The 23,195-nt window shown below is 62.0% G+C and carries 26 protein-coding genes; 11 read left to right on the top strand and 15 right to left on the bottom strand.

What is annotated here, in order from left to right; all coding sequences use genetic code 11:
• Window positions 1-25 precede the first annotated feature (25 nt).
• The gene (locus AC07SU_RS03715) at window positions 26-1,453 is read right to left on the bottom strand and encodes a coniferyl aldehyde dehydrogenase (protein WP_494996240.1); all 1,428 of its coding nucleotides are present in this window, start codon (window positions 1,451-1,453) and stop codon (window positions 26-28) included.
• Between the two features lie 146 nt (window positions 1,454-1,599).
• Here AC07SU_RS03715 and AC07SU_RS03710 point away from each other — a divergent pair, with 146 nt between their 5' ends.
• On the top strand, window positions 1,600-2,271 hold the full coding sequence (locus AC07SU_RS03710) for a TetR/AcrR family transcriptional regulator (RefSeq protein WP_176996783.1): 672 nt from the start codon (window positions 1,600-1,602) through the stop codon (window positions 2,269-2,271).
• 33 nt (window positions 2,272-2,304) lie between these two features.
• The gene (locus tag AC07SU_RS03705) at window positions 2,305-3,159 is read left to right on the top strand and encodes a sulfurtransferase (RefSeq protein ID WP_494996239.1); all 855 of its coding nucleotides are present in this window, start codon (window positions 2,305-2,307) and stop codon (window positions 3,157-3,159) included.
• A 74-nt stretch (window positions 3,160-3,233) separates the two neighbouring features.
• Here AC07SU_RS03705 and AC07SU_RS03700 read toward each other — a convergent pair whose 3' ends face one another.
• The 4 genes from AC07SU_RS03700 to AC07SU_RS03685 form a co-directional block, all read right to left on the bottom strand.
• Window positions 3,234-4,238, bottom strand: coding sequence for a hydrolase (locus tag AC07SU_RS03700; RefSeq protein WP_494996238.1), 1,005 nt, complete (start codon window positions 4,236-4,238; stop codon window positions 3,234-3,236).
• A 136-nt stretch (window positions 4,239-4,374) separates the two neighbouring features.
• Window positions 4,375-4,983: a 16S rRNA (guanine(966)-N(2))-methyltransferase RsmD gene (gene rsmD, locus AC07SU_RS03695; protein ID WP_494996237.1), complete on the bottom strand. Its 609-nt coding sequence runs from the start codon at window positions 4,981-4,983 to the stop codon at window positions 4,375-4,377.
• On the bottom strand, window positions 4,983-6,473 hold the full coding sequence (locus tag AC07SU_RS03690) for a M16 family metallopeptidase (protein WP_494996236.1): 1,491 nt from the start codon (window positions 6,471-6,473) through the stop codon (window positions 4,983-4,985). The genes rsmD and AC07SU_RS03690 overlap by 1 nt, the downstream gene beginning before the upstream one ends.
• Window positions 6,466-7,821, bottom strand: a complete 1,356-nt coding sequence (locus tag AC07SU_RS03685; protein WP_494996235.1) for a M16 family metallopeptidase — start codon at window positions 7,819-7,821, stop codon at window positions 6,466-6,468. Before AC07SU_RS03685 ends, AC07SU_RS03690 begins: the two co-directional genes overlap by 8 nt.
• Before the next feature lie 232 nt (window positions 7,822-8,053).
• On the opposite strand from AC07SU_RS03685, the gene ftsY reads away from it, so the two are divergent.
• From ftsY to rpoH, 4 genes are all read left to right on the top strand, one after another.
• The gene (ftsY, locus tag AC07SU_RS03680; protein ID WP_176996777.1) at window positions 8,054-9,409 is read left to right on the top strand and encodes a signal recognition particle-docking protein FtsY; all 1,356 of its coding nucleotides are present in this window, start codon (window positions 8,054-8,056) and stop codon (window positions 9,407-9,409) included.
• Window positions 9,406-10,077, top strand: coding sequence for a cell division ATP-binding protein FtsE (gene ftsE, locus AC07SU_RS03675; RefSeq protein ID WP_003234627.1), 672 nt, complete (start codon window positions 9,406-9,408; stop codon window positions 10,075-10,077). The genes ftsY and ftsE overlap by 4 nt, the downstream gene beginning before the upstream one ends.
• Window positions 10,074-11,099 (top strand): permease-like cell division protein FtsX, encoded by a 1,026-nt coding sequence (gene ftsX, locus AC07SU_RS03670; protein ID WP_176996776.1) that lies wholly within the window; start codon window positions 10,074-10,076, stop codon window positions 11,097-11,099. Before ftsE ends, ftsX begins: the two co-directional genes overlap by 4 nt.
• A gap of 129 nt (window positions 11,100-11,228) precedes the next feature.
• Window positions 11,229-12,083, top strand: coding sequence for an RNA polymerase sigma factor RpoH (rpoH, locus tag AC07SU_RS03665; protein WP_016972967.1), 855 nt, complete (start codon window positions 11,229-11,231; stop codon window positions 12,081-12,083).
• Window positions 12,084-12,320: 237 nt separating this feature from the next.
• Here the strand turns inward: rpoH and mtgA are convergent, their stop codons facing one another.
• Window positions 12,321-13,043 carry a monofunctional biosynthetic peptidoglycan transglycosylase gene (gene mtgA / locus AC07SU_RS03660; RefSeq protein WP_494996234.1) on the bottom strand — a complete coding sequence of 241 codons (723 nt, stop codon included), beginning with the start codon at window positions 13,041-13,043 and terminating at the stop codon, window positions 12,321-12,323.
• Between the two features lie 74 nt (window positions 13,044-13,117).
• On the opposite strand from mtgA, the gene AC07SU_RS03655 reads away from it, so the two are divergent.
• The 5 genes from AC07SU_RS03655 (at window position 13,118) to AC07SU_RS03635 (ending at window position 16,240) form a co-directional block, all read left to right on the top strand.
• Window positions 13,118-13,495, top strand: coding sequence for a DUF423 domain-containing protein (locus tag AC07SU_RS03655; RefSeq protein ID WP_494996233.1), 378 nt, complete (start codon window positions 13,118-13,120; stop codon window positions 13,493-13,495).
• 71 nt (window positions 13,496-13,566) lie between these two features.
• Window positions 13,567-13,767, top strand: coding sequence for a sulfur carrier protein ThiS (gene thiS / locus AC07SU_RS03650; RefSeq protein WP_025859525.1), 201 nt, complete (start codon window positions 13,567-13,569; stop codon window positions 13,765-13,767).
• A gap of 52 nt (window positions 13,768-13,819) precedes the next feature.
• The gene (locus tag AC07SU_RS03645) at window positions 13,820-14,614 is read left to right on the top strand and encodes a thiazole synthase (protein ID WP_105521099.1); all 795 of its coding nucleotides are present in this window, start codon (window positions 13,820-13,822) and stop codon (window positions 14,612-14,614) included.
• 9 nt (window positions 14,615-14,623) lie between these two features.
• The gene (gene trmB, locus AC07SU_RS03640; RefSeq protein WP_176996773.1) at window positions 14,624-15,349 is read left to right on the top strand and encodes a tRNA (guanosine(46)-N7)-methyltransferase TrmB; all 726 of its coding nucleotides are present in this window, start codon (window positions 14,624-14,626) and stop codon (window positions 15,347-15,349) included.
• A 78-nt stretch (window positions 15,350-15,427) separates the two neighbouring features.
• Window positions 15,428-16,240, top strand: coding sequence for a hypothetical protein (locus AC07SU_RS03635; RefSeq protein ID WP_494996232.1), 813 nt, complete (start codon window positions 15,428-15,430; stop codon window positions 16,238-16,240).
• Window positions 16,241-16,427: 187 nt separating this feature from the next.
• Here AC07SU_RS03635 and AC07SU_RS03630 read toward each other — a convergent pair whose 3' ends face one another.
• The 9 genes from AC07SU_RS03630 to AC07SU_RS03590 form a co-directional block, all read right to left on the bottom strand.
• Window positions 16,428-16,751 carry a DUF3392 domain-containing protein gene (locus AC07SU_RS03630; RefSeq protein ID WP_010207241.1) on the bottom strand — a complete coding sequence of 108 codons (324 nt, stop codon included), beginning with the start codon at window positions 16,749-16,751 and terminating at the stop codon, window positions 16,428-16,430.
• A gap of 18 nt (window positions 16,752-16,769) precedes the next feature.
• A complete protein-coding gene (hemW, locus tag AC07SU_RS03625) occupies window positions 16,770-17,972 on the bottom strand; it encodes a radical SAM family heme chaperone HemW (RefSeq protein ID WP_494996231.1) in 1,203 nt (400 codons plus the stop codon).
• Window positions 17,969-18,565, bottom strand: coding sequence for an RdgB/HAM1 family non-canonical purine NTP pyrophosphatase (gene rdgB / locus AC07SU_RS03620; protein WP_176996771.1), 597 nt, complete (start codon window positions 18,563-18,565; stop codon window positions 17,969-17,971). The genes hemW and rdgB overlap by 4 nt, the downstream gene beginning before the upstream one ends.
• A complete protein-coding gene (locus AC07SU_RS03615; RefSeq protein WP_159960660.1) occupies window positions 18,562-18,996 on the bottom strand; it encodes a DUF4426 domain-containing protein in 435 nt (144 codons plus the stop codon). Before AC07SU_RS03615 ends, rdgB begins: the two co-directional genes overlap by 4 nt.
• Window positions 18,997-19,017: 21 nt before the next feature.
• Complete coding sequence (metW, locus tag AC07SU_RS03610) at window positions 19,018-19,638, bottom strand: methionine biosynthesis protein MetW (RefSeq protein ID WP_016972957.1); 621 nt, start codon at window positions 19,636-19,638, stop codon at window positions 19,018-19,020.
• Between the two features lie 7 nt (window positions 19,639-19,645).
• Entirely contained in the window at window positions 19,646-20,785 is a 1,140-nt protein-coding gene (gene metX / locus AC07SU_RS03605; RefSeq protein ID WP_494996230.1) for a homoserine O-succinyltransferase MetX, read from the bottom strand.
• A 227-nt stretch (window positions 20,786-21,012) separates the two neighbouring features.
• On the bottom strand, window positions 21,013-21,600 hold the full coding sequence (locus AC07SU_RS03600; RefSeq protein ID WP_494996229.1) for a YggT family protein: 588 nt from the start codon (window positions 21,598-21,600) through the stop codon (window positions 21,013-21,015).
• A 23-nt stretch (window positions 21,601-21,623) separates the two neighbouring features.
• Window positions 21,624-22,442 (bottom strand): pyrroline-5-carboxylate reductase, encoded by an 819-nt coding sequence (proC, locus tag AC07SU_RS03595; RefSeq protein ID WP_494996228.1) that lies wholly within the window; start codon window positions 22,440-22,442, stop codon window positions 21,624-21,626.
• Between the two features lie 33 nt (window positions 22,443-22,475).
• Window positions 22,476-23,162: a YggS family pyridoxal phosphate-dependent enzyme gene (locus tag AC07SU_RS03590; RefSeq protein WP_494996227.1), complete on the bottom strand. Its 687-nt coding sequence runs from the start codon at window positions 23,160-23,162 to the stop codon at window positions 22,476-22,478.
• Window positions 23,163-23,195 lie beyond the last annotated feature (33 nt).

Raw genomic sequence — 23,195 nt, 5'->3', positions numbered from 1 at the left:
TATTGTTATCCCGAGGGTGGTGGTTTCAGCGCACGAACAGTTTCTGGATCAGTTTCTGGATCGATTTGCCATACGGCGGGTAGATCAGCTTCGCCGCGTTCAGGCGCTGTTTCACCAGCACACCCTTGGCCTTGCTGAACGTGAGGAAGCCTTCGTGGCCGTGGTAGTGGCCCATGCCGGAAGGGCCGATACCGCCAAACGGCATGTCGTCCTGGGCCACATGCAGCAGGGTGTCGTTCAGGCACACGCCACCGGAATGGGTCTCATGGAGCACGCGGTTTTGCTCGGCCTTGTTGTAGCCGAAGTAATACAGGGCCAGTGGGCGAGGGCGCCCGTTGATGTAGGCAAACGCCTGATCGAGGCCGCGATACGGCACGATGGGCAGCACCGGGCCGAAGATTTCATCCTGCATCACCGTCATGTCGTCGCTGACATTCAGTAGCAGGCTGTGAGCCATGCGCCGGGCCTGGCCCTGGTCGTACAGCGAAATCAAGGTCGCGCCCTTGTCGGTGGCGTCCTTGACGTAGGCATTGAGCCGGGCCAATTGCCGCTCGTTGATAATCGCGGTGTAGTCCGGGTTGTCGGCCAGAGTCGGATAGAACCCGCGAACGGCCTGGGTGTAGGCCTCGACGAAACCGTCTACCCGATCCTCTGGAACCAGCACGTAGTCGGGGGCCACACAGGTTTGCCCGGCGTTCAGGGCTTTGCCGAAAGCGATACGTTCGGCGGCGTCTTTGAGTGGCACGTCGGCCGAGACGATCGCCGGGGACTTGCCACCCAGCTCCAGGGTGACCGGGGTCAGGTGTTCGGCCGCCGCCCGCATCACGTGTTTGCCGATGCTGGTGGCGCCGGTGAACAACAGGTGATCGAAGGGCAGCTTGGAAAACGCCATGCCGACTTCGGCTTCACCCAGCACCACGCACACCAGGTCCTCGGGAAAGATTTTCGCCAGCAAGGCCTTGAGCAATTCGCCGGTGGCGGGGGTGGATTCACTGAGCTTGAGCATCACCCGGTTGCCGGCCGCCAGCGCGCCCACCAGTGGCCCAATGGCCAGGTACAGCGGGTAGTTCCAGGGCACGATCACCCCGACCACCCCCAGCGGTTGATAAATGACTTTGGCTGACGCTGGCTGGAAGGCAATGCCTACGGCGCGGCGAGAAGGTTTCATCCAGCGTTTGAGGTGTTTGCTGGCGTAGTGAATGCCATGCAGGCTGGGCATCAGTTCGGCGAACAGGGTTTCGTCGGCGCTGCGATGGCTGAAGTCCTGGCTGATCGCGTTGATCAATGCCTGGCGCTCGTCGCTGAGCAGGTCACGCAGGGCCTTGAGCCATTGCTGGCGTTGCGCGGCGGGCGGCATCGGGTTGGCCGCATAGGCTCGACGCTGGGTATCGAACAGGTCCTGGAGTTGATCCAGCGCCTGGGAATCTTGCAGGTAGGCAACGTTGGCAGACATGGCACAGTTCCCGATTGTTATTTGAATGGTTCATTTATTAGAGTCATTGCTCTAAATTGTCAAATAACATTGCAGCAACATGTGGATTTATCCCGGCAAGGATAGGCCGTAAGATGCCCCTTCACGTGTACAGAAGCTGATTCCCTATGGCACCACGAGTAAAGACCAGCGAGCGCATTGTGCAAACCAGCCTGGAGCTTTTTAACCAGCAGGGCGAGCGCAGTGTCAGCACCAACCATATTGCTGCCCATATGGAAATCTCCCCGGGCAACCTGTACTACCACTTCCCCAACAAGCAGGCGATCATCGCCGTGCTGTTTCGTGAATACGAAGCCCTGGTGGACAGTTTCCTGCGCCCGCCCCAGGGCCGCGCCGTCACCGTCGAAGACAAACGCTTCTACCTGCAAGCCGTGCTGGCCGGCATGTGGCGCTACCGTTTCCTGCACCGTGACCTCGAACACCTGCTGGAAAGCGACCCGGAGCTGGCCACCGGTTACCGGCGTTTTTCCCAGCGCTGCCTGACCCAGGGCGGTGCTATCTATCAAGGGTTCGTCGACGCGGGGATCCTCAATATGGACCCGGTGCAAACCGAGGCCCTGACCCTCAATGCCTGGATCATCCTCACCTCGTGGGTGCGTTTCCTGTGCACCACCAACGAAAATTCCACCCATTTGAGCGCTGAGGCGATCAAGCGCGGGGTGTATCAGGTGTTGGTGTTGGAAGCAGGTTTCGTCACCCCCCAGGCGAAAGAGGCGGTGGATGCCCTGTTCAAAGAGTTTTACGTGCCGTTGAACCAGGCACTGGAAGAAGTGAAGTAGGACCTTTCCCGAATCTGTTCACAGGAGTCCGTCATGCCGCTTGCCCAATTGATCAGCCCCCAGCAACTGGCCGAGCGCCAGAAGGCCGGCGGATGGGTGATCCTCGACTGCCGCTTTGCCCTGGAAGACCCGGACTACGGGCTGTGCAGCTATGCCGAAGGGCATATCGACGGCGCGCAGTATGCTGACCTTGAGCGCCACCTGAGTGGCCCGGTGACCAAGGGGGTGACCGGTCGTCACCCGCTGCCTGCTGCCGATGTTCTGGTTCGACAATTGCGCGCCTGGGGCATCAGCGCCGACACCGACATCGTGCTGTATGACGACGGCCCCGGCGCCTATGCCGCCCGCGCCTGGTGGTTGCTGGCCTGGCTGGGCAAGCGCGAGGGCGTGTTTGTGCTGGACGGTGGCCTCAAGGCCTGGCACAGCGCAGGGTTCCCGCTGAGTCTGGACGCACCGGTGATCGAGCCCGGTACATTTGCCGGCACACCGGACAACCACCTGGTGCTGGACGCCGAACACCTGCAAAAACGCCTGGGCCAACCGGGCCTGACCTTGATCGATGCCCGGGCCCCGGCGCGGTTTCGTGGCGACGTGGAGCCTATCGACCCGGTCGCCGGGCATATTCCGGGCGCGCAATGCGCGGCGTTCACTGAAAACCTGGGCAGCGATGGGCGCTTCCTGCCGGCCGAACAACTCAAGCAGCGCTTCGCCGCGCAACTGCAGGGGCGTTCGCCGGATGAACTGGTGGCGTATTGCGGATCGGGCGTCACGGCGTGCCACAACCTGTTCGCCCTGAGCCTGGCGGGTTACCCGTTGGGCAAGTTGTATGCGGGGTCGTGGAGTGAGTGGATTACCGACCCGCAGCGTGAAGTTGCAACGGGTGATTGATCACACAATCCTGTAGGAGCCCGGCTTGCCGGCGATGACGGTCTTAAGGGCCCCATCGCCGGCAAGCCGGGCTCCTACAGGTGCGGTTTGTATTGTGTCAGTAGCCAGGCAGGAATACGGCGCTCCAGGTAATAACCGGGGCGTTTGAGCGAACCGTCGACAAACCCCACATGCCCACCCTTGGCCAGCAGCTCAAACTCGGTGCACGCCGACAGTTCACTCGCCTCGGGCAAGCTGTGGGCAAACACAAACGGGTCATCCGCTGCCTGGATAATCAGGGTCGGCGTACGAATTGCCCCCAGGTAATAACGGCTCGACGCGCGGCGGTAATAGTCCTCGGCACTCAGGAAGCCGTGCAGCGGCGCGGTGACCCGGCCATCGAAATCCCAAAACGTGCGCATCTTCTCCAATGAGCCAAGGTCTTCCAGGGTCTTGAGCCCGTCCGCCCGGCCATCCTGCTCAAAGCGGCTCTGCTTGACGCGGATGTACGCCAGCATCTCGCGCATGAAGTGCTTCTGGTACACCCGCGAAAAGCCCAGCCCGATGCGATCGGCGCATTGGTCCAGGCGAAACGGTACCGACACTGCCGCCGCGCCTTGCAGCCCTGACGCCTCGCCCGTCTCGCCCAAATGCTTGAGCAGCACGTTGCCGCCCAGCGAATACCCGACGGCATACAGCGGCGCCAATGGCCGCTTGGCGCGCAGATGGGCAATCGCGGCGGCCAGGTCTTCGCTGGCGCCCGAGTGATAGCTGCGCGCCAACAGGTTGGGCTCTCCCGAACACCCACGCCAGTTCAACGCGGCGCTGGCCCAACCTTGAATGGCCAAGGCTTTTTGCAGCCCGGCCACGTAGGGCGAATTGGACGAGCCGGTCAGACCGTGCAACACCAGCACCAACGGCGCTTGCGCGTCGTGAGGGCCGTGCCAGTCGAGGTCGAGGAAGTCGCCGTCGTCCAGCCACAGGCGTTCGCGCTGGCGTTCAATGTGGGTGGTGGGGCGCCACAACGGTCCCCACAAGGTTTGCAGGTGAGGGTTGCCGAGGCCAAGGGCGGGTTTGAACAGGTCGGCAGAAGGTTTCATCAATGTCTCTATGGCGAACGCACTTGTAGTGAGCGGGCTTGCCCCGCGCCGGGGGCGCCGCTCCCTAAACCCAGGCACCTCGGATTTTCTGAAGCACCGCGGTTCCCCTGGCGCGGGGCAAGCCCGCTCACTACAGTCAAGCGATGCTGCGTTGCCACAGCGCGTAGTAGACGCGGCCGGACTTTTGCTCGCGGTGCAAGCGCCAGGTGCCGGGCAAGCCCAGGGTCGAGGGCGCGGTTTCGCTTTCAGTGTAGATCCACGAATCCGGCGCCAGCCATTGGCGTTCTTCCAGCAGCGCGCAGACGGTCGGCAGCAGGTTCTGGTTGAACGGCGGGTCGAGGAACACCACGTCGAACTCGCTGGCCGGCTGGGTTTCCAGGTAGCGCAGGGCGTCGGCGGTCTGTACCTGGCCGGTGGTGCAGCGCAGGGTGCCCAGGTGTTCCTTGAGGCTGGAAACCGCCACATTGCTGGCGTCCAGCGCCTGGCCCAGGGCGGCGCCACGGGACAGTGCTTCCAGGAACAGCGCACCGCTGCCCGCGAACGGGTCCAGCACCTTGGCGCCCGCAATGTACGGCGCGAGCCAGTTGAATAGGGTTTCGCGCACGCGGTCCGGCGTGGGGCGCAGGCCCACCACGTCGGGGAAGCTCAGCTTGCGGCTGCGCCATTCGCCGCCAATGATGCGCAGCTGGCCCACACCGTTATGCACGTTGTGGACAGGTTTTTTCGGGCGAGATGAACTGGCCATTAATGCTCCGGAACCCCGAGCGGCTGCTCGGCGGGTTTATCAGTGGGGGGCGGTAGTGGCTTTTGCGCAATCGTCGGGCCGGCGGTCACGATGACCATCTTGTCGGCGCTCAAGTGTTTATTCATTGCAGCCTTGACCTGCTCTACGGTCAGGGCCTGGGATTGTTTCATGAAATCCTCAAGATAGCTCAGCGGCAGGTTATAGAAACCCATGGCGCCCAGCTGCCCGACGATGTCGGCGTTGCTGGCGGTGGACAGCGGGAAGCTGCCCGCCAGCTCGCGCTTGGCGTCGTCCAGTTCCTTCTGGGTCGGGCCGTTCTTGAGGTAATCGGCCAGCACATCCTCCACCAGGCGCAGGGTGCCGCCGCTCATTTCGGCGCGGGTCTGCAGCTGGATCATGAACGGGCCGCGCACCTGCATCGGCGAGAAGCCGGAGTACACGCCGTAGGTCAGGCCGCGTTTCTCGCGCACTTCGCTCATCAAGCGGGTGCCGAAGCCGCCGCCGCCGAGGATCTGGTTGCCCAGGGACAACGCGGCGTAATCCGGGTCGGCGCGGTCGATGCCCAGTTGGGCGAACAGCAGGTGGGTCTGCTTGGACGGGAACTCGATATGGCTTAGGCCGGCCTTGGGCTCGGCAGGCTGGGCAATCTTCGCCAGGGCCGGGCCTTTGGGCAGCGAGGCCGAGACCTTGGCGGTCATGGCTTCGGCCTCGGCGCGGGTAAGGTCGCCGACCACGGCGATCACGGCGTTGCCGGCGGCATAGGCCTTGGCGTGGAACGCCTGCAGCTGCGCCAGGGTAATCGCGGGAACGCTCTGGGGCGTGCCCTCGCTCGGGTGAGCGTAAGGGTGGTCGCCATACAGGCGCTTGAACAGCTCCAGGCTCGCCAGCTTGGCGGGGTTCTGTTTCTGGTACTCGAAGCCCGCCAGGATCTGGTTCTTGATCCGCGCCAGGGAATCGGCCGGGAACGTCGGCTTGCCAATCACCTGGTCAAACAGCGCCAGCGCGGCGTCGCGCTTGTTGCTGTCGCTGAGGCTGCGCAGGGACACCAGCGCCATGTCGCGGTAGGCGCCATTGCCAAAATCGGCGCCCAGGCCTTCAAAGCCACTGGCGATCTGGCTGACATCCTTGCCCGGCACGCCTTCGTTGAGCATGGCGTTGGTCATCAGCGCCAGGCCCGGGACGTTGCCGTCCTGGCTGCTGCCGGCCGCGAACAGGATGCGCATGTCGAACATCGGCAGTTCGTGGGCCTCGACGAACAGCACCTTGGCGCCCTCGGCGGTGGTCCAGGTCTGCACGTCGAGCTTGCGGTTGGTCGGCGCTTTGCCATCCAGCTCTGCCAGGGATTGTAGCTTGTTGGCCGATTGGGCTTTTTCCAGCGCCGGGCTGGCCACGGATTCGCTCGGGCGCAGGAAATACACGGCGCTCGCCGCGATCAGGGTGACCACGACCAGGCCGGGGAAGATCAAGCGGCTGCTTTTGCGATCACTCATGAGCGGTCTCCTCAGGCAGGACATGGGCGACGCTGAGGCGTTCGCGGGTGAAATAGGTGCGCGCGGCTTTCTGGATATCTTCCGGGGTCACGCTTTGCAGGTCAGCCAGTTCGGTGTCCATGAGTTTCCAGGACAGGCCGACGGTTTCCAGGGAGCCAATGGCCGTGGCCTGGCTGGTGATGGAATCGCGCTGGTAAACCACGCCGGCAATGACCTGGGCGCGAATACGCTCCAGCTCTTCGGTGGTCGGCGGCTTGGCTTTCAATTCATCCAGCAGGCGCCACAGGCCGGCTTCGGCTTGGGCGATGGTCTTTTTCTTCTGCTGGTTCGGCGTAGCGCTCAGGGTGAACAGGCTGTCGCCACGGGTGTAGGCGTCGTAGCTGGTGGAGGCGGCCGAGACCAGCTCTTCACCACGCTCCAGCTGTTCCGAAATACGCGCGCTGTAGCCGCCATCCAACAGGGCCGAGAGCAGGCGCAGGGCTTGCACCGAGCGTTTGTCCTCGGCGGTGGCGAGGCCTGGCACGTTGAAGCCGAGAATGACGCTCGGCAGTTGGGTCTGCACATGCATGGTCAGCAGGCGCTCGCCGGGCTCGGCCAGTTCCAGCGGGACCTTGGCGGGTGGCACGTCACGTTTGGGGATCGGGCCAAAGTAGCGCTGGGCCAGTTTTTTTACTTCATCCGGGGTGACATCGCCCACGACGACCAAGGTGGCGTTGTTGGGCACGTACCAGGATTGGTACCAGTGGCGAAGCTCTTCGACCTTCATGCGTTCCAGGTCGGCCATCCAGCCAATGGTCGGCGTGTGGTAGCCGCTGGCCGGGTAGGCCATGGCCTTGAAGCGTTCGTAGGCCTTGGACATGGGGTTGTCGTCGGTGCGCAGGCGGCGTTCTTCCTTGATCACCTCGATCTCGCGGCTGAACTCGTCGGCCGGCAGGCGCAGGCTGGCCATGCGGTCGGCTTCCAGTTCGAAGGCGACACCCAGGCGGTCACGGGCCAGTACCTGGTAGTAGGCGGTGTAGTCGTCGCTGGTAAAGGCATTTTCTTCGGCGCCCAGGTCGCGCAGGATCAGCGAGGCTTCGCCGGGGCCGATCTTGGCGCTGCCCTTGAACATCATGTGCTCCAGGGCGTGGGACAAACCGGTCTGGCCCGGGGTTTCGTAGCTCGAACCGACCTTGTACCAGACCTGGGAAACCACCACCGGCGCGCGATGGTCTTCGCGCACGACCACCTTGAGGCCGTTATCCAGGGTGAATTCATGGGTGGGTTGTGGGTCGGCAGCCAGGGCTGAAAGAGGCAGACAAACTGTGCTGAACAGCAGGCCTGCGGCGTGGCGGGCTAGAGCATTCATTCGTTTTTAAACCTGTTGGGCTGCCCGCTTGGTCTTAGCGTCGGCGGGCGAGGAGGTGCTAGGATACTGGTCGGATTTACGAACGGCCACTGCGGCTGTCCTGTTAAGGCTCTATTTAGGCCTTACAAAATGTTGCGCATGAACGAGCTGGCTAAAAAACAGTCTGTTACGCATCGAATTTTATTTACCGACGCGCCTGCTGGCGCGTCGCTACCTTGAGATAGCCGTCTCCATGTTTGGTTCCAACGACGACAAGAAGACCCCAGCTGCGGCTGGCGAGAAAAAAGGCCTGTTCGGATGGCTGCGCAAAAAGCCGCAGGAAACCGTCGACGAACAGCCGCAGGTTCAGCCTGAACCTATCCCTGAGCCCATCGTAGAAGCCCAACCGGTTGTAGAAACCCCGGCGCCAGTGGTATTGCCGATGGCTGAACCGGTGTTGCAGCCCGTGGTTGAAGCTGCACCAGAGCCCGAACCAGAGCCCAAGCCGTGGCTGGAGCTGCCGGTCGCTGAAGAACCGGTGGCCCTGGTTGAAGACGTGCAGGCCGAACACATCACGCCGCCGATTCCAGCCGTGGTTGAGCCAGTGGTTGTCGCCGTCGAAGCCGCAGCGCCTGCGGTCATCGAGCCTGCGCCCGTCGTTGCAGCGCCCGAAACCAGCAAAACCGGCTTCTTCGCCCGCCTCAAGCAAGGTCTGAGCAAGACCAGCGCCAGCATTGGCGAAGGCATGGCCAGCCTGTTCCTGGGCAAGAAGGTCATTGATGACGAGCTGCTGGAAGACATCGAGACTCGCCTGCTCACCGCCGACGTGGGTGTTGAAGCCACCGCGGTGATCATCCAGAGCCTGACCCAGAAGGTCGCGCGCAAGCAGTTGACCGACGCCGACGCCCTCTACAAATCCCTGCAGGCCGAGCTGGCCGCGATGCTCAAGCCTGTGGAAGCTCCACTGGTGATCAAGCCGAACAAGCCGTTCGTGATCCTCGTTGTGGGCGTGAACGGTGCGGGCAAGACCACCACCATCGGCAAGTTGGCCAAGAAGCTGCAGTCCGAAGGCAAAAAAGTCATGCTGGCGGCCGGTGATACCTTCCGTGCCGCCGCCGTAGAACAGCTGCAAGTCTGGGGTGAGCGCAACAAGATCCCGGTGATTGCCCAGCACACCGGCGCCGATTCCGCCTCCGTGATCTTCGATGCCGTGCAGGCCGCCAAGGCCCGTAACATCGATGTGCTGATCGCCGACACCGCAGGCCGCCTGCACACCAAAGACAATTTGATGGAAGAGCTGAAGAAGGTACGCCGCGTGATCGGCAAGCTCGACGCAGACGCTCCCCACGAAGTGTTGTTGGTGCTCGACGCCGGCACTGGCCAGAACGCCATCAGCCAGGCCAAGCAATTTAACCAGACGGTGCAACTGACCGGTCTGGCATTGACTAAGCTCGACGGCACGGCCAAGGGCGGCGTGATCTTCGCCCTGGCCAAACAGTTCGGGTTGCCGATTCGTTATATCGGCGTCGGTGAAGGCATCGACGACCTGCGCACCTTTGAAGCCGAACCCTTTGTACAGGCACTGTTTGCCGAGCGGGAGCGTTCATGATTCGATTCGAACAGGTCGGTAAACGCTATGCCAACGGGCATGTGGGCTTGCATGAGCTGAGCTTTCGAGTGCGTCGCGGCGAGTTTCTGTTTGTAACCGGCCACTCCGGCGCCGGTAAAAGTACCTTGTTGCGCTTGCTGCTGGCCATGGAACGCCCGACCACCGGCAAGCTGCTGCTGGCCGGCCAGGATCTGGCAACCATCAGCAATGCGCAGATTCCGTTCCTGCGCCGCCAGATCGGCGTGGTGTTCCAGAACCACCAGTTGCTGTTTGATCGCACCGTGTTCAATAACGTGGCGCTGCCGCTGCAGATCCTCGGGCTGTCCAAGGCCGAGATCGTCAAGCGCGTGGATTCGGCCCTGGAGCGCGTGGCGCTGTCGGACAAGACCGATCTCTACCCGGGCGACCTGTCCACCGGCCAGCAACAGCGCGTCGGCATCGCCCGCGCCATCGTCCATCGCCCGGCCCTGCTGCTGGCGGACGAACCCACCGGTAACCTCGACCCGCGCCTGGCGGCCGAGATCATGGGCGTGTTCGAAGACATCAACCGCCTGGGCACCAGCGTGCTGATCGCCAGCCACGACCTGGCGCTGATTGCCCGCATGCGCCACCGCATGCTGACCCTGCAACGCGGCCGCCTGATCGGTGACGGGGAGGCCGGAGTATGAGTGCAACACGCAGCCCCAAGGTTTCCGAGCGCGTGGCGCCCAAAGCCGCCGACCCGCAACCGCAGAAAAAGAAAAAACACGACGAGGATGATGGCCCGGACTTCGGTACGCTGCTGCGCGCCTGGATCGAAAGCCATCGCGCCAGCCTGCTGGACAGCCTGCGTCGTCTGGGCAAGCAGCCCATCGGCAGCTTCTTTACCTGCCTGGTGATGGCCGTGGCCTTGAGCCTGCCGATGGGCTTGTCGTTGCTGCTTAATAACGTGGAGCGCCTGGGCGGCTCCTGGCAGCGTGCGGCGCAGATTTCGCTGTACCTGAACATCGATGCCAGCGCCAAAGAGGGCGAAGCCCTGCGCGACGACATCAAGAACCTGCCCGGCGTGGCAGACGCCGAGTACATCAGCCGCGACCAGGCCCTGGAAGAGTTCCAGCAACAGTCCGGGCTGGGCGAAGCGCTGAAAGAGCTGCCGCAGAACCCGCTGCCGGGCGTGGTGCTGGTCACGCCAAATGAAGTGGACAAGCCCGCGCTGGAAGCCCTGCGACAAAAACTCGCAGAGATGCCCAAGGTGCAGCAGGCGCAGCTTGATCTAGTCTGGGTGGAGCGCCTGGCGGCGATTCTCAAGCTGGGCGACCGCTTTGTGTTCGGCCTGACGGTGTTGTTGGTGTCTGCATTACTTTTGGTGATAGGTAATACCATTCGTCTTCATATTGAAAACCGTCGCACCGAGATAGAAGTGATTAAACTGGTCGGCGGCACAGACAGCTATGTGCGTCGTCCTTTTCTGTACATGGGCGCGCTTTATGGCTTTGGTGCCGGGATTTTGTCCTGGGGAGTGCTGGCGTTTGGCCTTGACTGGCTGAACGACGCGGTTATCGGGCTGGCTGGCTTGTACGGCAGCGATTTCGCTCTGGCGGGCGTGCCGGTAGCCGATGGTCTGAGTCTCTTGCTTGGCGCAGTCTTGTTGGGGTATATCGGTGCTTGGATTGCGGTCGCCCGTCACTTACGTGAGTTGGCACCGAAGTAGTTAATGTCAGATTAATGTGGTTTCGTTTGTATTGACCGTATTGGTGGTTTAGGGAACTTGTCCTACGGTTCCCGGTCAATTTTCGCAGTGCTTCACTGCACGAGTTATGTGAGTCGGAGGTTTTTTCGTATGACCACTTCTTTGCAACCTGCTTATGCCTTGGTCCCGGGTGCGAACCTAGAAGCCTATGTGCACACGGTCAACAGCATTCCATTGCTGACGCCCGAGCAGGAGCGTGAACTGGCCGAGAGTCTCTACTATGAGCAGGATTTGGGGGCGGCTCGGCAGATGGTGCTCGCCCACCTGCGTTTTGTCGTACATATCGCCCGTAGCTACAGCGGCTACGGCCTCGCCCAGGCTGACCTGATCCAGGAAGGCAACGTCGGCCTGATGAAGGCTGTGAAACGCTTCAACCCTGAAATGGGTGTGCGCCTGGTGTCGTTCGCCGTGCACTGGATCAAGGCGGAAATCCACGAGTTCATCCTGCGCAACTGGCGCATCGTGAAAGTCGCGACCACCAAGGCCCAGCGCAAGCTGTTCTTCAACCTGCGCAGCCAGAAGAAACGCCTGGCGTGGCTGAACAACGAGGAAGTCCACCGCGTGGCTGAAAGCCTCGGCGTGGAGCCCCGTGAAGTGCGCGAGATGGAAAGTCGCCTGACCGGCCATGACATGGCCTTCGACCCTGCTGCTGAAGCAGACGACGACAGCGCCTTCCAATCGCCGGCCAACTACCTGGAAGACCACCGGTACGACCCGGCGCGTCAACTGGAGGATGCGGACTGGAGCGACAACTCCAACCACAACCTGCACGAAGCGCTGGAAGTGCTGGACGACCGCAGCCGTGACATCCTCTACCAGCGCTGGCTGGCAGAAGACAAAGCCACGCTGCACGACCTGGCGCAGAAGTACAACGTGTCGGCCGAGCGAATTCGTCAGCTTGAGAAGAGCGCGATGAACAAGCTGAAGTTGTCGATCGCCGCTTAACACGCAGCGATAAGACAAAAAAATGCCCCGATCGAAAGATCGGGGCATTTTTGTTTCCGGCCTCACGCACCCCCCTGTAGGAGCTGGCTTGCCAGCGATAGCGGTCTATCAGTTGCCTTGAGCTGCCTGACACGCCGCCATCGCCGGCAAGCCGGCTCCTACAGGTTATGGGGTGTCAGCCAGATTTTGTGCGATGCCAGTCAAGTTTTGTTGGGGGCAGTTAGGCCTTGCGGTATGTCAGTCGGACCAGGGGGCCTTGCGGGAGTTGTTAAGCTCCAGTAGATAGCCATCCCCACCCAACTGACTCATCTGCTGCCGAATCCACGCCGCCCGCCTTGCCACATACGCCGTCGGATGGCTGGCACTCCACACCCTCGGATTAGGCAACACCGCCGCCAGGTAACTGGCCTGCTGCCGCGAAAGCGCCTTGGCACTCACCCCAAAGTGATGCCGGGCGGCCGCTTCTGCGCCAAACACCCCTTCATCCCATTCCACGCTGTTGAGGTACACCTCAAGAATCCGCTGCTTGGGCCACAACACCTCGATCAGCCCGGTAAACCACGCTTCCAGGCCCTTGCGCAAATAACTGCGGCCGGCCCACAGGAACAGGTTTTTCGACACCTGCTGGCTCAAGGTGCTGGCGCCACGGATCGAGCCACCGCGCTCGTTGTGCAGGATCGCCGCCTGGATCGCGCCAAAGTCGAAACCCCAATGCTGCGGGAAGCGCTGGTCTTCACCGGCCATCACCGCCACTTTGAGGTCATCGGAGATCTCGTCCCACGGCACCCAGGTGCGCTGCAGGTCAATCGGTTCGCCGTCGACCCAGGACTCCACCTTGCGCTCCACCATCAGCGCGGTGCCGGGCGGCGGGACGACACGGAACAGCAGCACCAGCAGCACACTGCCGATGGCAAACCATTTCACGACTTTGAGAAAACGTTTGAAGAGGAGACGCAGCATAGAGATGGCTTGGCCGAACCCGTTGAGCGGGCCATTATACAGACCCGGCCCTTTGCGTCTGACTGGAGTTCCTCATGTTGCGTGGCTTTCTGATGTTGGCTGCCTTTTTCGGCTTCACCGGTGTCGCCCTTGGCGCCTTCGCGGCCCATGGTCTGAAAAACCGCCTGAGCGCCGAGTACCTGGCGATCTTCCATACCGGCGTGACCTATCAGTTGATACACACCTTGGCGTTGTTCGGCGTGGGGTTGCTGGCGGCGCATATTCCTGGCCGGTTGGTCAGCTGGGCGGGTATCTCGTTTACCGTCGGCATCCTGCTGTTCTCTGGCAGCCTGTATGTGCTGACGCTGACAGGTTTCAGCAAGCTGGGCATCATCACACCGTTTGGTGGCTTGGCGTTCCTGCTGGGCTGGTTCTTCCTCGGCTTGGCGGCGTGGCGCCTGCAAGCGGCCTGACCAAGGGACTTGGGCCCGCAACCCCAATCGGGCTAGAATGCGGGCCCCTAAAAACGATGGCGGCCCGTGGCATGCGCATTCAGTTGAACGGCGAATCCTTTGAACTGCCCGACGGTGAAACCGTTGCGGCCCTGCTGACCCGTCTGGACCTGACCGGGCGTCGCGTCGCAGTGGAACTCAACCTGGATATCGTCCCGCGTAGCCAGCACGCCGAGACCGCGCTCACCGACGGTGACCAGGTGGAAGTAGTCCACGCCATCGGCGGCGGTTAGTCGCGCAGCTTTCTGAATTCTGCAGAACCTCACCCCATTTCGAGGATTTCCCATGAGCATCGTTCGTAGCGACAAGCCCTTCGTCCTGGCCGGTCGTACCTACCAGTCCCGTTTGCTGGTCGGCACCGGCAAGTACCGCGACATGGAAGAAACCCGCCTGGCCATCGAGGCCTCCGGCGCCGAGATCGTCACCTTCGCCGTGCGCCGCACCAACCTGGGCCAGATCGAAGGCGAGCCGAACCTGCTCGAAGTGCTGTCGCCAGATCGCTACACCTTCCTGCCGAACACCGCTGGCTGCTACGACGCCATCGAAGCCGTGCGCACCTGCCGCCTGGCCCGTGAGCTGCTCGACGGCCACAACCTGGTGAAGCTGGAAGTGCTGGCCGACCAGAAAACCCTGTTCCCCAACGTGATCGAAACCCTCAAGGCCGCCGAAACCCTGGTCAAGGAAGGCTTCGACGTGATGGTCTACACCAGCGATGACCCGATCATCGCGCGCCAACTGGCGGAAATCGGCTGTATTGCGGTGATGCCGCTGGCCGGTCTGATCGGTTCCGGCCTGGGGATCTGCAACCCGTACAACCTGCAGATCATCCTCGAGGAAGCCAAGATCCCGGTGCTGGTGGATGCGGGCGTAGGCACGGCCTCCGACGCGACCATCGCCATGGAACTGGGCTGCGACGCGGTGCTGATGAACTCGGCCATCGCCCATGCCCAGCAACCGGTCATGATGGCCCAAGCCATGCAACACGCAATCGTCGCAGGCCGCCTGGCGTACCTCGCCGGGCGCATGCCGAAAAAACTCTACGCCAGCGCCTCTTCGCCGCTGGATGGTCTGATCAAGTAAGAGCCATTGATGACTGAATCAAACGAAACGCCGAACACCGTGGAAGAAGGCGACGAGTCCAAGCACCGCCGCATCAAGAGTTTTGTGATGCGCGCCGGTCGCATGACCGAAGGCCAGCAAAAGGGCCTGGAGCAAGGTACGCCGCTGTTCGTGCTGCCATTGGCGGATGCGCCAGTGGACTACGACCAGGTGTTCGGCCGTTCGGCCCCGCGTTCCCTGGAAATCGGCTTCGGCATGGGCCACTCCCTGCTGGAAATGGCGGCCGCCTCGCCGGACCAGGATTTCATCGGTGTGGAAGTTCACCGCCCGGGTGTCGGCGCGCTGCTCAATGGCGTGCTGACTCAAGGCCTGACCAACCTGCGGGTGTATGACTGCGACGCGATCGAAGTGCTCAACCGCTGCATCGCCGACAACAGCCTCGACCGCCTGATGCTGTTCTTCCCCGACCCATGGCACAAGGCCCGTCACCACAAGCGCCGCATCGTCCAGGCGTCCTTCGCGGAACTGGTGCGCAGCAAGCTGAAAGTGGGCGGCATCCTGCACATGGCTACCGACTGGGAACCCTATGCCGAATACATGCTGGAAGTGATGAACGTCGCCCCTGGCTACCGCAACATCGCCGAAGACGGCAAATGCGTACCGCGCCCGGCGGAGCGCCCGATCACCAAGTTCGAACGTCGCGGTGAGCGACTCGGGCATGGGGTGTGGGATTTGAAGTTCGAGAAGCTGGCTTAAACGGCTACGCATCAGCGGCGGTGAAGCAGGTTTGCTTCACCGCCGTTTTCGTTTCTACTTGTAAAGGAATACAAGGGTTTGAAATTTACGTTCCCCTGCTTGTTGCTGCTGAGTCTGCTGTCTGCGGCAGTATTCGCCACCACGACCGCCTCCCTTCCAGTGATTTCTCCGGACGACTACTTTGAGCGTGCTCAAAAGAAAGCGGAACAACTGCGCGTGTTGATTGAGGAAAACCTGCCTCTGGAAGCCAGTGGCAAACTGGATCCCAAGGTCTCGGCTGAGTTGGCCAAAGAAGGTAAGGATAAGATAGCTGCGTTGCAAAGCGACCTGAAGATGGCTTCCGACGGTGGGCATACGGTAGCGACTTACATGCTGGCCAATATGCAAAGTCGGTTCGGGATGTCGGACGCCGAGCGCAAACAGGTCTGCGAACCGATGCACAGGGCAATGGATCAAGGCCTGTTGGCAGCCGCGGTAGGTTATTACTACCAATGCGACCAGACTTACATGCGCCTTAATTTTCTTGACCCAGGCCATGTGAAGTATCTGGAGGATCTTAAGCAGATGCTCCTGCGCGCTGATGGGTTTCAGGGCTATTACCCTTTGTACACACAGCGCTCGCTCTGTTTCGAGAAAGATCGTCTGGCTGAGATCAAGGAGGAGTGGACCGTAGCCAACCAGCAGGCGCAGGCCAGTGCGCGAATGCTGACCTATGACCAGTACCGAGCCGACGCCTACTACATACTGGCCGCAACTCGAATGAACGAAAAAGGTATGCCCGACAGCCTCAACCTGACCTATCTGAACCAAGCGCTGGCGTTGGGCTGCAAAGACCCGATGACGCTTAAAGAGTATTACGAGAAAGCGTTTGGAGGGCCGGCGTCCAAATAGGGATGCTTCGTTTAACGCTGGTCAGTGACCTGTGTCGCTGAAATTCAAAAAATCGGCCAGCCCAAAACGCACCCCTGTAGGCGCTGGCGTGCCAGCGATAGCGGTCTATAGGCGGCCAATGAACTGCCTGACACACCGCCATCGCCGGCAAGCCGGCTCCTACAGTTGATTTGTGTCGGGCCTTAAGTCAGCGGCGGTCGGCGACTACGCCAATCAATACCAGCACCACGACTAACACCGGTGCCAGGCTGTAGTTATTGAACTGGCTCAAGCCCCGCACAATCCACGGCGTGGCGTAGATCAGCGCCGCGCCGCTGCCGATCATGCACAGCAGCGCCATCAGCGGCACGCGCAAGGCGCCGGCGACGCTGCCCAGGCGGGCTTCCACCCAACCTTTGATGTCGGCGCCGAACAGCACCAGCAGGCAGCCCACAAGGGCCAGGGAGATTTCCGACAGGTTGCTACGGCTCCAGCGGGATACGGTGGCGAGCAGGTCGAGTACCAAATCCATGTGATTTCCTTAAGAGCGTCAGCTCAAAAACTTCTGCAGCAGGTCATTGAGAAAGAGTTGCCCGCGGTCGGTCGCCGCCAAGCGTGACGGTTCGACCTGCATCAAGCCACTTTGTTCGGCCTGGCGGCGGCCTTCATCCAGGCTCGCCAGGTCCAGCCCGGTGCGCTCGGCGTATAGCTTGGCGTCCACACCTTCGGTGAGGCGCAAGGCGTTCATCAGGAACTCGAACGGCAGCTCCTCGTTCGTCAGCTCTTTCGCACCGGCCTGAAAGCTTTTGGCCGGGTTGAGGTAGTCCTTCGGTGCGCGTGTCTTCCAGGTGCGCACGATGCGCCCGTCCGGGTGGCTGAGCTTGCCATGGGCGCCCGCGCCGATGCCGATGAAGTCGCCAAAACTCCAGTAGTTCAGGTTATGCCGTGCCGGGCGACCCGGTTGGGCGTAGGCCGACACTTCGTATTGCGCATAGCCGTGCTCGGCGAGCAGCGCCTGACCCGCTTCCTGGATATCCCACAAGGTGTCGTCTTCCGGCAGCGCCGGTGGCTGGTTCCAGAACACCGTGTTGGGTTCCAGGGTCAGCTGGTACCACGACAAGTGCGTCGGCTTGAGCGCGATCGCCTGGCGCAGGTCGCTCAGGGCGTCGTCCAGGGACTGATCGGGCAAACCATGCATCAAGTCCAGGTTGAAGTTATCGAAGCCGGCCTCGCGCGCCATGCCGGCCGCACGCACGGCTTCGTCGCCGTTGTGGATGCGCCCCAGGGCCTCAAGCTTCTGCTGCTGAAAACTCTGGATGCCAATGGACAGCCGATTGATCCCCAGTTGGCGGTACGCCACGAACTTCTCTTGTTCGAAGGTGCCGGGGTTGGCTTCCAGGGTGATCTCGATATCGCTGGCAAACGGGATGCGTGCTTCCACACCCTTAAGCAAACGGCCCAGCGCCGCAGCGCTGAACAGGCTCGGGGTGCCGCCACCAAAGAAGATCGAACTCAGCTCGCGGCCATACACCGCGTGCAGGTCCTGGTCGAGGTCGGCCAGCAGCGCGTCCACATACTCTTCTTCCGGCAGCACCTTGCTGGCGGTGTGGGAGTTGAAGTCGCAATAGGGGCATTTGCGCACGCACCACGGGATGTGGATATACAGCGCCAGGGGCGGCAGCACCGGCAGCGCCGCCCGAGGAGTTTGCGCGCCGCCGTGGATCAGCGGCTGCGCGGAGGTGTTCTGGGTCATTTCAGGCTCAGGCGTTGGCGCAGCAAATCCATTGCGCGAGCACGGTGGCTGATCTGGTTCTTGTCGGCGGGGCTCAGTTCGGCGCTGGAGACATTGCGCTCCGGCACCCAGAACAGCGGGTCGTAGCCAAAGCCATGCTCACCGCTGGCCGCATGCAGGATGCGCCCGTGCCACAGGCCTTCACACAGGATCGGCAACGGGTCGTCGGCGTGGCGCACCAGGGCCAGCACGCAGACGAACTGCGCGCCGCGCTCGGCGTCCGGCACGTCCTTGAGGGCGTCCAGCAGCTTGGCGTTGTTGGCCGCATCGCCCTTGCCGTCGGCATAACGCGCCGAATAGATGCCCGGGGCGCCGCCGAGGAAATCCACCGCCAGGCCCGAGTCGTCGGCCAATGCGGGCAGGCCGGAGATGCGTGCGGCATTGCGAGCCTTGAGGATGGCGTTTTCGACGAACGACAGGCCGGTCTCTTCCGGTTCCACCTGGCTGAACTCGCCAATCGAGCGCAGCTGCACGGACTCACCGAGCATGGCTTGCAGTTCTTTGAGTTTGCCGGCGTTATGGCTGGCCAGTACGAGTTGGGTGAGTTTCATCATTCGGCCGGGAAGAGTTCTTGGACAAAACTGAAGCCGTGGGCTTTGCCGCCGGTTTCAACATTGATGGTGAAAGTCTTGAATTCCTGCTGCGGCACCGAGTAGGGCGCGAGGTAGTTGGTCACGCCTTTTTCGGTGATCTGCTTGAAGGTCAGCACTTCGCTTTTGCCGAGCGAGTCCTTGATGGTGCCGGTCACTTGCGCCACCACCGGGGTCACGCCCTTGAACACGGACACGTTGATCAGGCCCTTGTTCTTGCTGCGCACCACGCCAACGGCCTGGGCGGTTTCCGGCTGCAGAAAGCTGGAGGTGAAGGTGTTGTAACGCACGGTGATATCGCCGAATTCCTTCGTGCGGTTAGGGTCGATAACGTCGGCGGCCATGGCGTTGGCGCCAAGCAGTGCGGTCAATAGAAAAACAGCCAAACGACTCATGAGCGTCCCTCTTGAAAATGATTAGACGGCAATCTTGTGGTCGGTCAGGCCAGGGCTGCTGACCCGGTAAATGCCGATTTCTCCCAACAGATTAGGCCACAGCTTACTCGCCCAGCCATGGCGGTGCTGTTGATCGACGGCAAGGCGGTTGATCACCTTGGCTTCACGCTCGCCACACAAGGCTTCGAAGTCTTCGAAGGTGCAGAAGTGGATGTTCGGCGTGTTGTACCACGTGTACGGCAGGAAGTCCGACACCGGCATGCGGCCCTTGGTGGCCAGGTACCAGCGGCAGCGCCAGTGGCCGAAGTTGGGGAAGGTGATGATGCACTGGCGGCCTACGCGCAGCATCTCGTCGAGGATGCGGTCCGGGTAGTGCACCGCCTGCAGGGCCTGGGTCATCACCACGATGTCGAAGCTGTTGCTGGCAAAGTTGCCCAGGCCCTTGTCCAGGTCCTGCTCGATCACGTTGATGCCCTTGGCCACGCACTGGGCGATGTTGTCCGGGTCGTTTTCCAGGCCGTAGCCGGTGACTTGCTTGTTGTCGCGCAGCCAGCTCAGCAGTTCGCCATCGCCGCAGCCCAGGTCGAGCACGCGGCTGCCGGCGGGGATCCAGTCTTGGATGATTTCCAGGTCGGCTCTCATGGCGTTCTCACACAGTAATCCGGTTCATGTAGTTGCCGAACGCCTGCAGGTAGCGCGGGATCGGAATCAGGAAGGCGTCGTGGCCCTGCGGTGCGTCGATCTCCAGGTAGCAGACGTCTTTGCGCGCCGCCATCAAGGCATCCACCAGCTCGCGGGAGCGCGCCGGCGAGAAGCGCCAGTCGGTGGTGAACGACATCACGCAGAACTTGGCCGTGGCGCCTTCGAAGGTTTTCGCCAGGTCATCGTCGTGGTTGGCTGCAGGGTCGAAGTAGTCCAGGGCCTTGGTCATCAACAGGTAGGTGTTGGCGTCGAAACGCCCGGAGAACTCCTCGCCCTGATAACGCAGGTAGCTTTCCACCTGGAACTCGACGCTGTGGAAGTCGTAGTTGAGCTTTTCGCTCTTGAGGCCACGGCCGAATTTCTCGCCCATGGAGTCATCGGACAGGTAGGTGATATGCCCGACCATCCGCGCCAGCATCAGGCCGCGCTTGGGGATCACACCGGCTTCCTGGAACGAACCGCCGTGGAACTCAGGGTCGGTGAGGATGGCCTGGCGCGCCACTTCGTTGAAGGCGATGTTCTGCGCCGACAATTTGGGGGCCGAAGCGATGGCCAGGCAATGGCGCACGCGATCCGGGTAGGTGATGGTCCATTGCAGGGCCTGCATGCCGCCCAGGCTGCCGCCGATCACGGCGGCCCACTGGCTGATGCCCAGCAGGTCGGCCAGGCGCGCCTGGCTGTGCACCCAGTCTTCCACGGTGAGCACCGGGAAGTCCGCGCCGAATGGCTTGCCGGTTTCCGGGTTGAGGCTGCTCGGGCCGGTGGAGCCGTTGCAGCCGCCGAGGTTGTTCAGGCTGACCACAAAGAACTTGTTGGTGTCGATGGGCTTGCCGGGGCCGATGCAGCTGTCCCACCAGCCGGGCTTGCGCTCGTCGGCCGAGTGATAGCCTGCGGCGTGATGATGGCCGGACAGGGCGTGGCAGATCAGCACGGCATTGCTCGCTGTAGCGTTCAATTGGCCGTAGGTTTCGTAGATCAGGTCGTAGGCTGGCAGCGACCGGCCGCAGGCCAGGGCCAGCGGTTCGCTGAAGTGCGCCATTTGGGGCGCGACCAGTCCAACAGAATCGGGGGGGAAGGCAGCTGGCATCGACCCTGCTCTCGTTTAAATGAGGCGTAAGTCTAAAGAGCGGGGGGGCCAGCGGCAAGCAAAGGCCTGCACGGATTCAAATCAGGGCACAGATACAAAATGTGGGGGCTGGCTGTGTGGGAGCTGGCTTGCCTGCGATACAGGCACCTCGGTCTTTCAGATGCACCGCGGTGATGCTATCGCAGGCAAGCCAGCTCCCACACAAGCCAGCTCACACAGGAGGCTTGTCAGATCAGGCCGAACAATTCCTTAGGCATGAACGCGTAGTAGGCCAGGCGCGGGATCACCCAGCTTTGCAGCAGCTGGATCGCGATGAATGCAAAGATCGGCGAGATATCCAGGCCGCCCAGGTTGGGGATCAAGCGACGGAACGGCGCCAGCACCGGCTCGGTGATCTGGTACACCAGCTCGGCGCCCGGGCTGCGGCTGCCGGGAGCGACCCACGAGAGGATCACGCTGATGATCATCGACCAGAAGATGATCTTCAAAAACAGCGAGAAAATGCCGATCAGGCCCCACGGCAACAGCAGCACGGTGTTGGCCTGGTAGCCGTTGAGCAGCAGGATCACCGCAAACAGCAGGATTTGCAGCAGCAGTGCCAGCACCAGCGACGACATGTCCAGGCCGAACATGCTCGGCACAACCCGGCGCAGTGGCTTGAGCAGCGGCTGGGTGGCCTTCACCACGAACTGGCACAGCGGGTTGTAGAAGTTCGCCCGCACCAGTTGCAGGATAAAGCGCATCAGCACGATCAGCAGGTACAGGCTGCCCAGGGTCTGGATGATGAAAATGGCAGCGTCATTGATTCCAAGCATGTTTGATTCCTTGTAGGGGACGACTATTTGCCCAGCTGCTCGGCCATCTCGGCCGAACGATGTGCTGCAGCACCCAGTGCTTTTTCCACCAGGGCTTCAAAGCCCCCGGCCTGGAACGATTCGATGGCAGCCTGCGTGGTACCGCCCGGGGAGGTCACGCGGCGGCGCAGTTCGGCGGCGTCCACGTCGCTGGTCACCGCCATCTTCGCGGCGCCCAGGGCCGTTTGTTCGGCCAGTTGCTTGGAAATGTCCTGCGGCAGGCCCAGTTTCACGCCGGCGGCGGTCATGGCTTCGATCAGCAGGAAGAAATACGCCGGGCCGCTGCCTGACACGGCGGTGACGGCGTCCAGTTGCTGTTCCTGTTCCAGCCACAGCGCGATGCCCACGGCAGACAGCAGTTCCTGAGCCTGGCCACGCTGCTCGGCGCTGACTTCGGATGTGGCGTACAGGCCACTCACACCCTGGCGCAACAACGAAGGTGTGTTGGGCATGCAACGCACGATCGGCTGCGCGCCAAGCCAATTAGTCATGCTGGCACAGGTGATGCCAGCGGCAATCGAGACCACCAGTTGATGGGGCAGCAGGCTTGGGCGCAGGCTTTCGCACACGGCCTTCATGGCTTGCGGCTTGACCGCCAGCACGATCACGTCGACGCCTTGAATGGCCTCGGCGTTGTCGGCAAAGGTTTCAATGCCGTGCTCGGCGCTGACGCGGGCGCGGGTTTCGGCGCCCGGGTCGCTGGCGCGGATCTGCTGGGCTTGCAAGCCCTTGGCCCGCAGGCCACCGATCAGGCTGGCCGCCATGTTACCGGCGCCGATAAAGGCAATACGCGTGTTACTCATGACAGGTCCTTACTCAGAGGGAAGTCAGCCATTTCAAGGCTGGCCGTAGTCGCGGGCGCCAAACAGGGCGGTACCGATCCGCACCCAGGTGGCACCTTGGGCGATGGCCGACTCAAGGTCGTGGCTCATGCCCATGGAAAGTGTGTCCAGCGGCAGGTTCAAACTGGCTTGCAGGTTACGCACCGTGGCGAAGGCTGCATCTTGCGCGGCACGATCTTCCGTCGGCTCAGGGATTGCCATCAAGCCCCGCAGTTGCAAGCGCGGCAGTGCGCTGATCGCCTGGGCCAGCGCCGGCAGGTCGGCGGGCGTACAGCCGGACTTGCTGGCTTCGCCACTGACGTTGACCTGGATGCAGATGTTCAGCGGCGGCAGGTCGGCCGGGCGTTGTTCGGACAGGCGTTGTGCGATTTTGAGGCGGTCCACGGAATGCACCCAAGCGAAGTTCTCGGCGATAGCGCGCGTCTTGTTCGATTGAATGGGGCCGATGAAGTGCCAACTCAAGGGCAGGTCGGTTAATTCGGCCTGTTTGCCCAAGGCTTCCTGCAGGTAGTTTTCGCCAAAGTCGCGCATCCCGGCGGCATAGGCTTCACGCACGGCTTGCGCGGGTTTGGTCTTGCTCACGGCCAGCAGGTGGATGCTGCTTGCGTCACGTTGCACGGCGTCGGCGGCGGCGCGGATGCGCTGGCTAACCTGGCCTATGTTGTCTGCTATCGTCGACATTCAAGATGCGCCCGTGGATATGGAGTCCGCGGC

It is taken from the genome of Pseudomonas sp. GW821-FHT05H12, from assembly GCF_059419385.1.
The sequence above is the reverse complement of the archived record's forward strand: the minus strand, read 5'-3'. Positions and strand labels throughout refer to the sequence as shown.

Coding starts and splice junctions, on each gene's coding strand:
- AC07SU_RS03715 (WP_494996240.1), bottom strand. CDS start 1,453: ATGTCTGCCAACGTTGCCTACCTGCAAGATTCCCAGGCGCTGGATCAA.
- AC07SU_RS03710 (WP_176996783.1), top strand. CDS start 1,600: ATGGCACCACGAGTAAAGACCAGCGAGCGCATTGTGCAAACCAGCCTG.
- AC07SU_RS03705 (WP_494996239.1), top strand. CDS start 2,305: ATGCCGCTTGCCCAATTGATCAGCCCCCAGCAACTGGCCGAGCGCCAG.
- AC07SU_RS03700 (WP_494996238.1), bottom strand. CDS start 4,238: ATGAAACCTTCTGCCGACCTGTTCAAACCCGCCCTTGGCCTCGGCAAC.
- rsmD (WP_494996237.1), bottom strand. CDS start 4,983: ATGGCCAGTTCATCTCGCCCGAAAAAACCTGTCCACAACGTGCATAAC.
- AC07SU_RS03690 (WP_494996236.1), bottom strand. CDS start 6,473: ATGAGTGATCGCAAAAGCAGCCGCTTGATCTTCCCCGGCCTGGTCGTG.
- AC07SU_RS03685 (WP_494996235.1), bottom strand. CDS start 7,821: ATGAATGCTCTAGCCCGCCACGCCGCAGGCCTGCTGTTCAGCACAGTT.
- ftsY (WP_176996777.1), top strand. CDS start 8,054: ATGTTTGGTTCCAACGACGACAAGAAGACCCCAGCTGCGGCTGGCGAG.
- ftsE (WP_003234627.1), top strand. CDS start 9,406: ATGATTCGATTCGAACAGGTCGGTAAACGCTATGCCAACGGGCATGTG.
- ftsX (WP_176996776.1), top strand. CDS start 10,074: ATGAGTGCAACACGCAGCCCCAAGGTTTCCGAGCGCGTGGCGCCCAAA.
- rpoH (WP_016972967.1), top strand. CDS start 11,229: ATGACCACTTCTTTGCAACCTGCTTATGCCTTGGTCCCGGGTGCGAAC.
- mtgA (WP_494996234.1), bottom strand. CDS start 13,043: ATGCTGCGTCTCCTCTTCAAACGTTTTCTCAAAGTCGTGAAATGGTTT.
- AC07SU_RS03655 (WP_494996233.1), top strand. CDS start 13,118: ATGTTGCGTGGCTTTCTGATGTTGGCTGCCTTTTTCGGCTTCACCGGT.
- thiS (WP_025859525.1), top strand. CDS start 13,567: ATGCGCATTCAGTTGAACGGCGAATCCTTTGAACTGCCCGACGGTGAA.
- AC07SU_RS03645 (WP_105521099.1), top strand. CDS start 13,820: ATGAGCATCGTTCGTAGCGACAAGCCCTTCGTCCTGGCCGGTCGTACC.
- trmB (WP_176996773.1), top strand. CDS start 14,624: ATGACTGAATCAAACGAAACGCCGAACACCGTGGAAGAAGGCGACGAG.
- AC07SU_RS03630 (WP_010207241.1), bottom strand. CDS start 16,751: ATGGATTTGGTACTCGACCTGCTCGCCACCGTATCCCGCTGGAGCCGT.
- hemW (WP_494996231.1), bottom strand. CDS start 17,972: ATGACCCAGAACACCTCCGCGCAGCCGCTGATCCACGGCGGCGCGCAA.
- rdgB (WP_176996771.1), bottom strand. CDS start 18,565: ATGATGAAACTCACCCAACTCGTACTGGCCAGCCATAACGCCGGCAAA.
- AC07SU_RS03615 (WP_159960660.1), bottom strand. CDS start 18,996: ATGAGTCGTTTGGCTGTTTTTCTATTGACCGCACTGCTTGGCGCCAAC.
- metW (WP_016972957.1), bottom strand. CDS start 19,638: ATGAGAGCCGACCTGGAAATCATCCAAGACTGGATCCCCGCCGGCAGC.
- metX (WP_494996230.1), bottom strand. CDS start 20,785: ATGCCAGCTGCCTTCCCCCCCGATTCTGTTGGACTGGTCGCGCCCCAA.
- AC07SU_RS03600 (WP_494996229.1), bottom strand. CDS start 21,600: ATGCTTGGAATCAATGACGCTGCCATTTTCATCATCCAGACCCTGGGC.
- proC (WP_494996228.1), bottom strand. CDS start 22,442: ATGAGTAACACGCGTATTGCCTTTATCGGCGCCGGTAACATGGCGGCC.
- AC07SU_RS03590 (WP_494996227.1), bottom strand. CDS start 23,162: ATGTCGACGATAGCAGACAACATAGGCCAGGTTAGCCAGCGCATCCGC.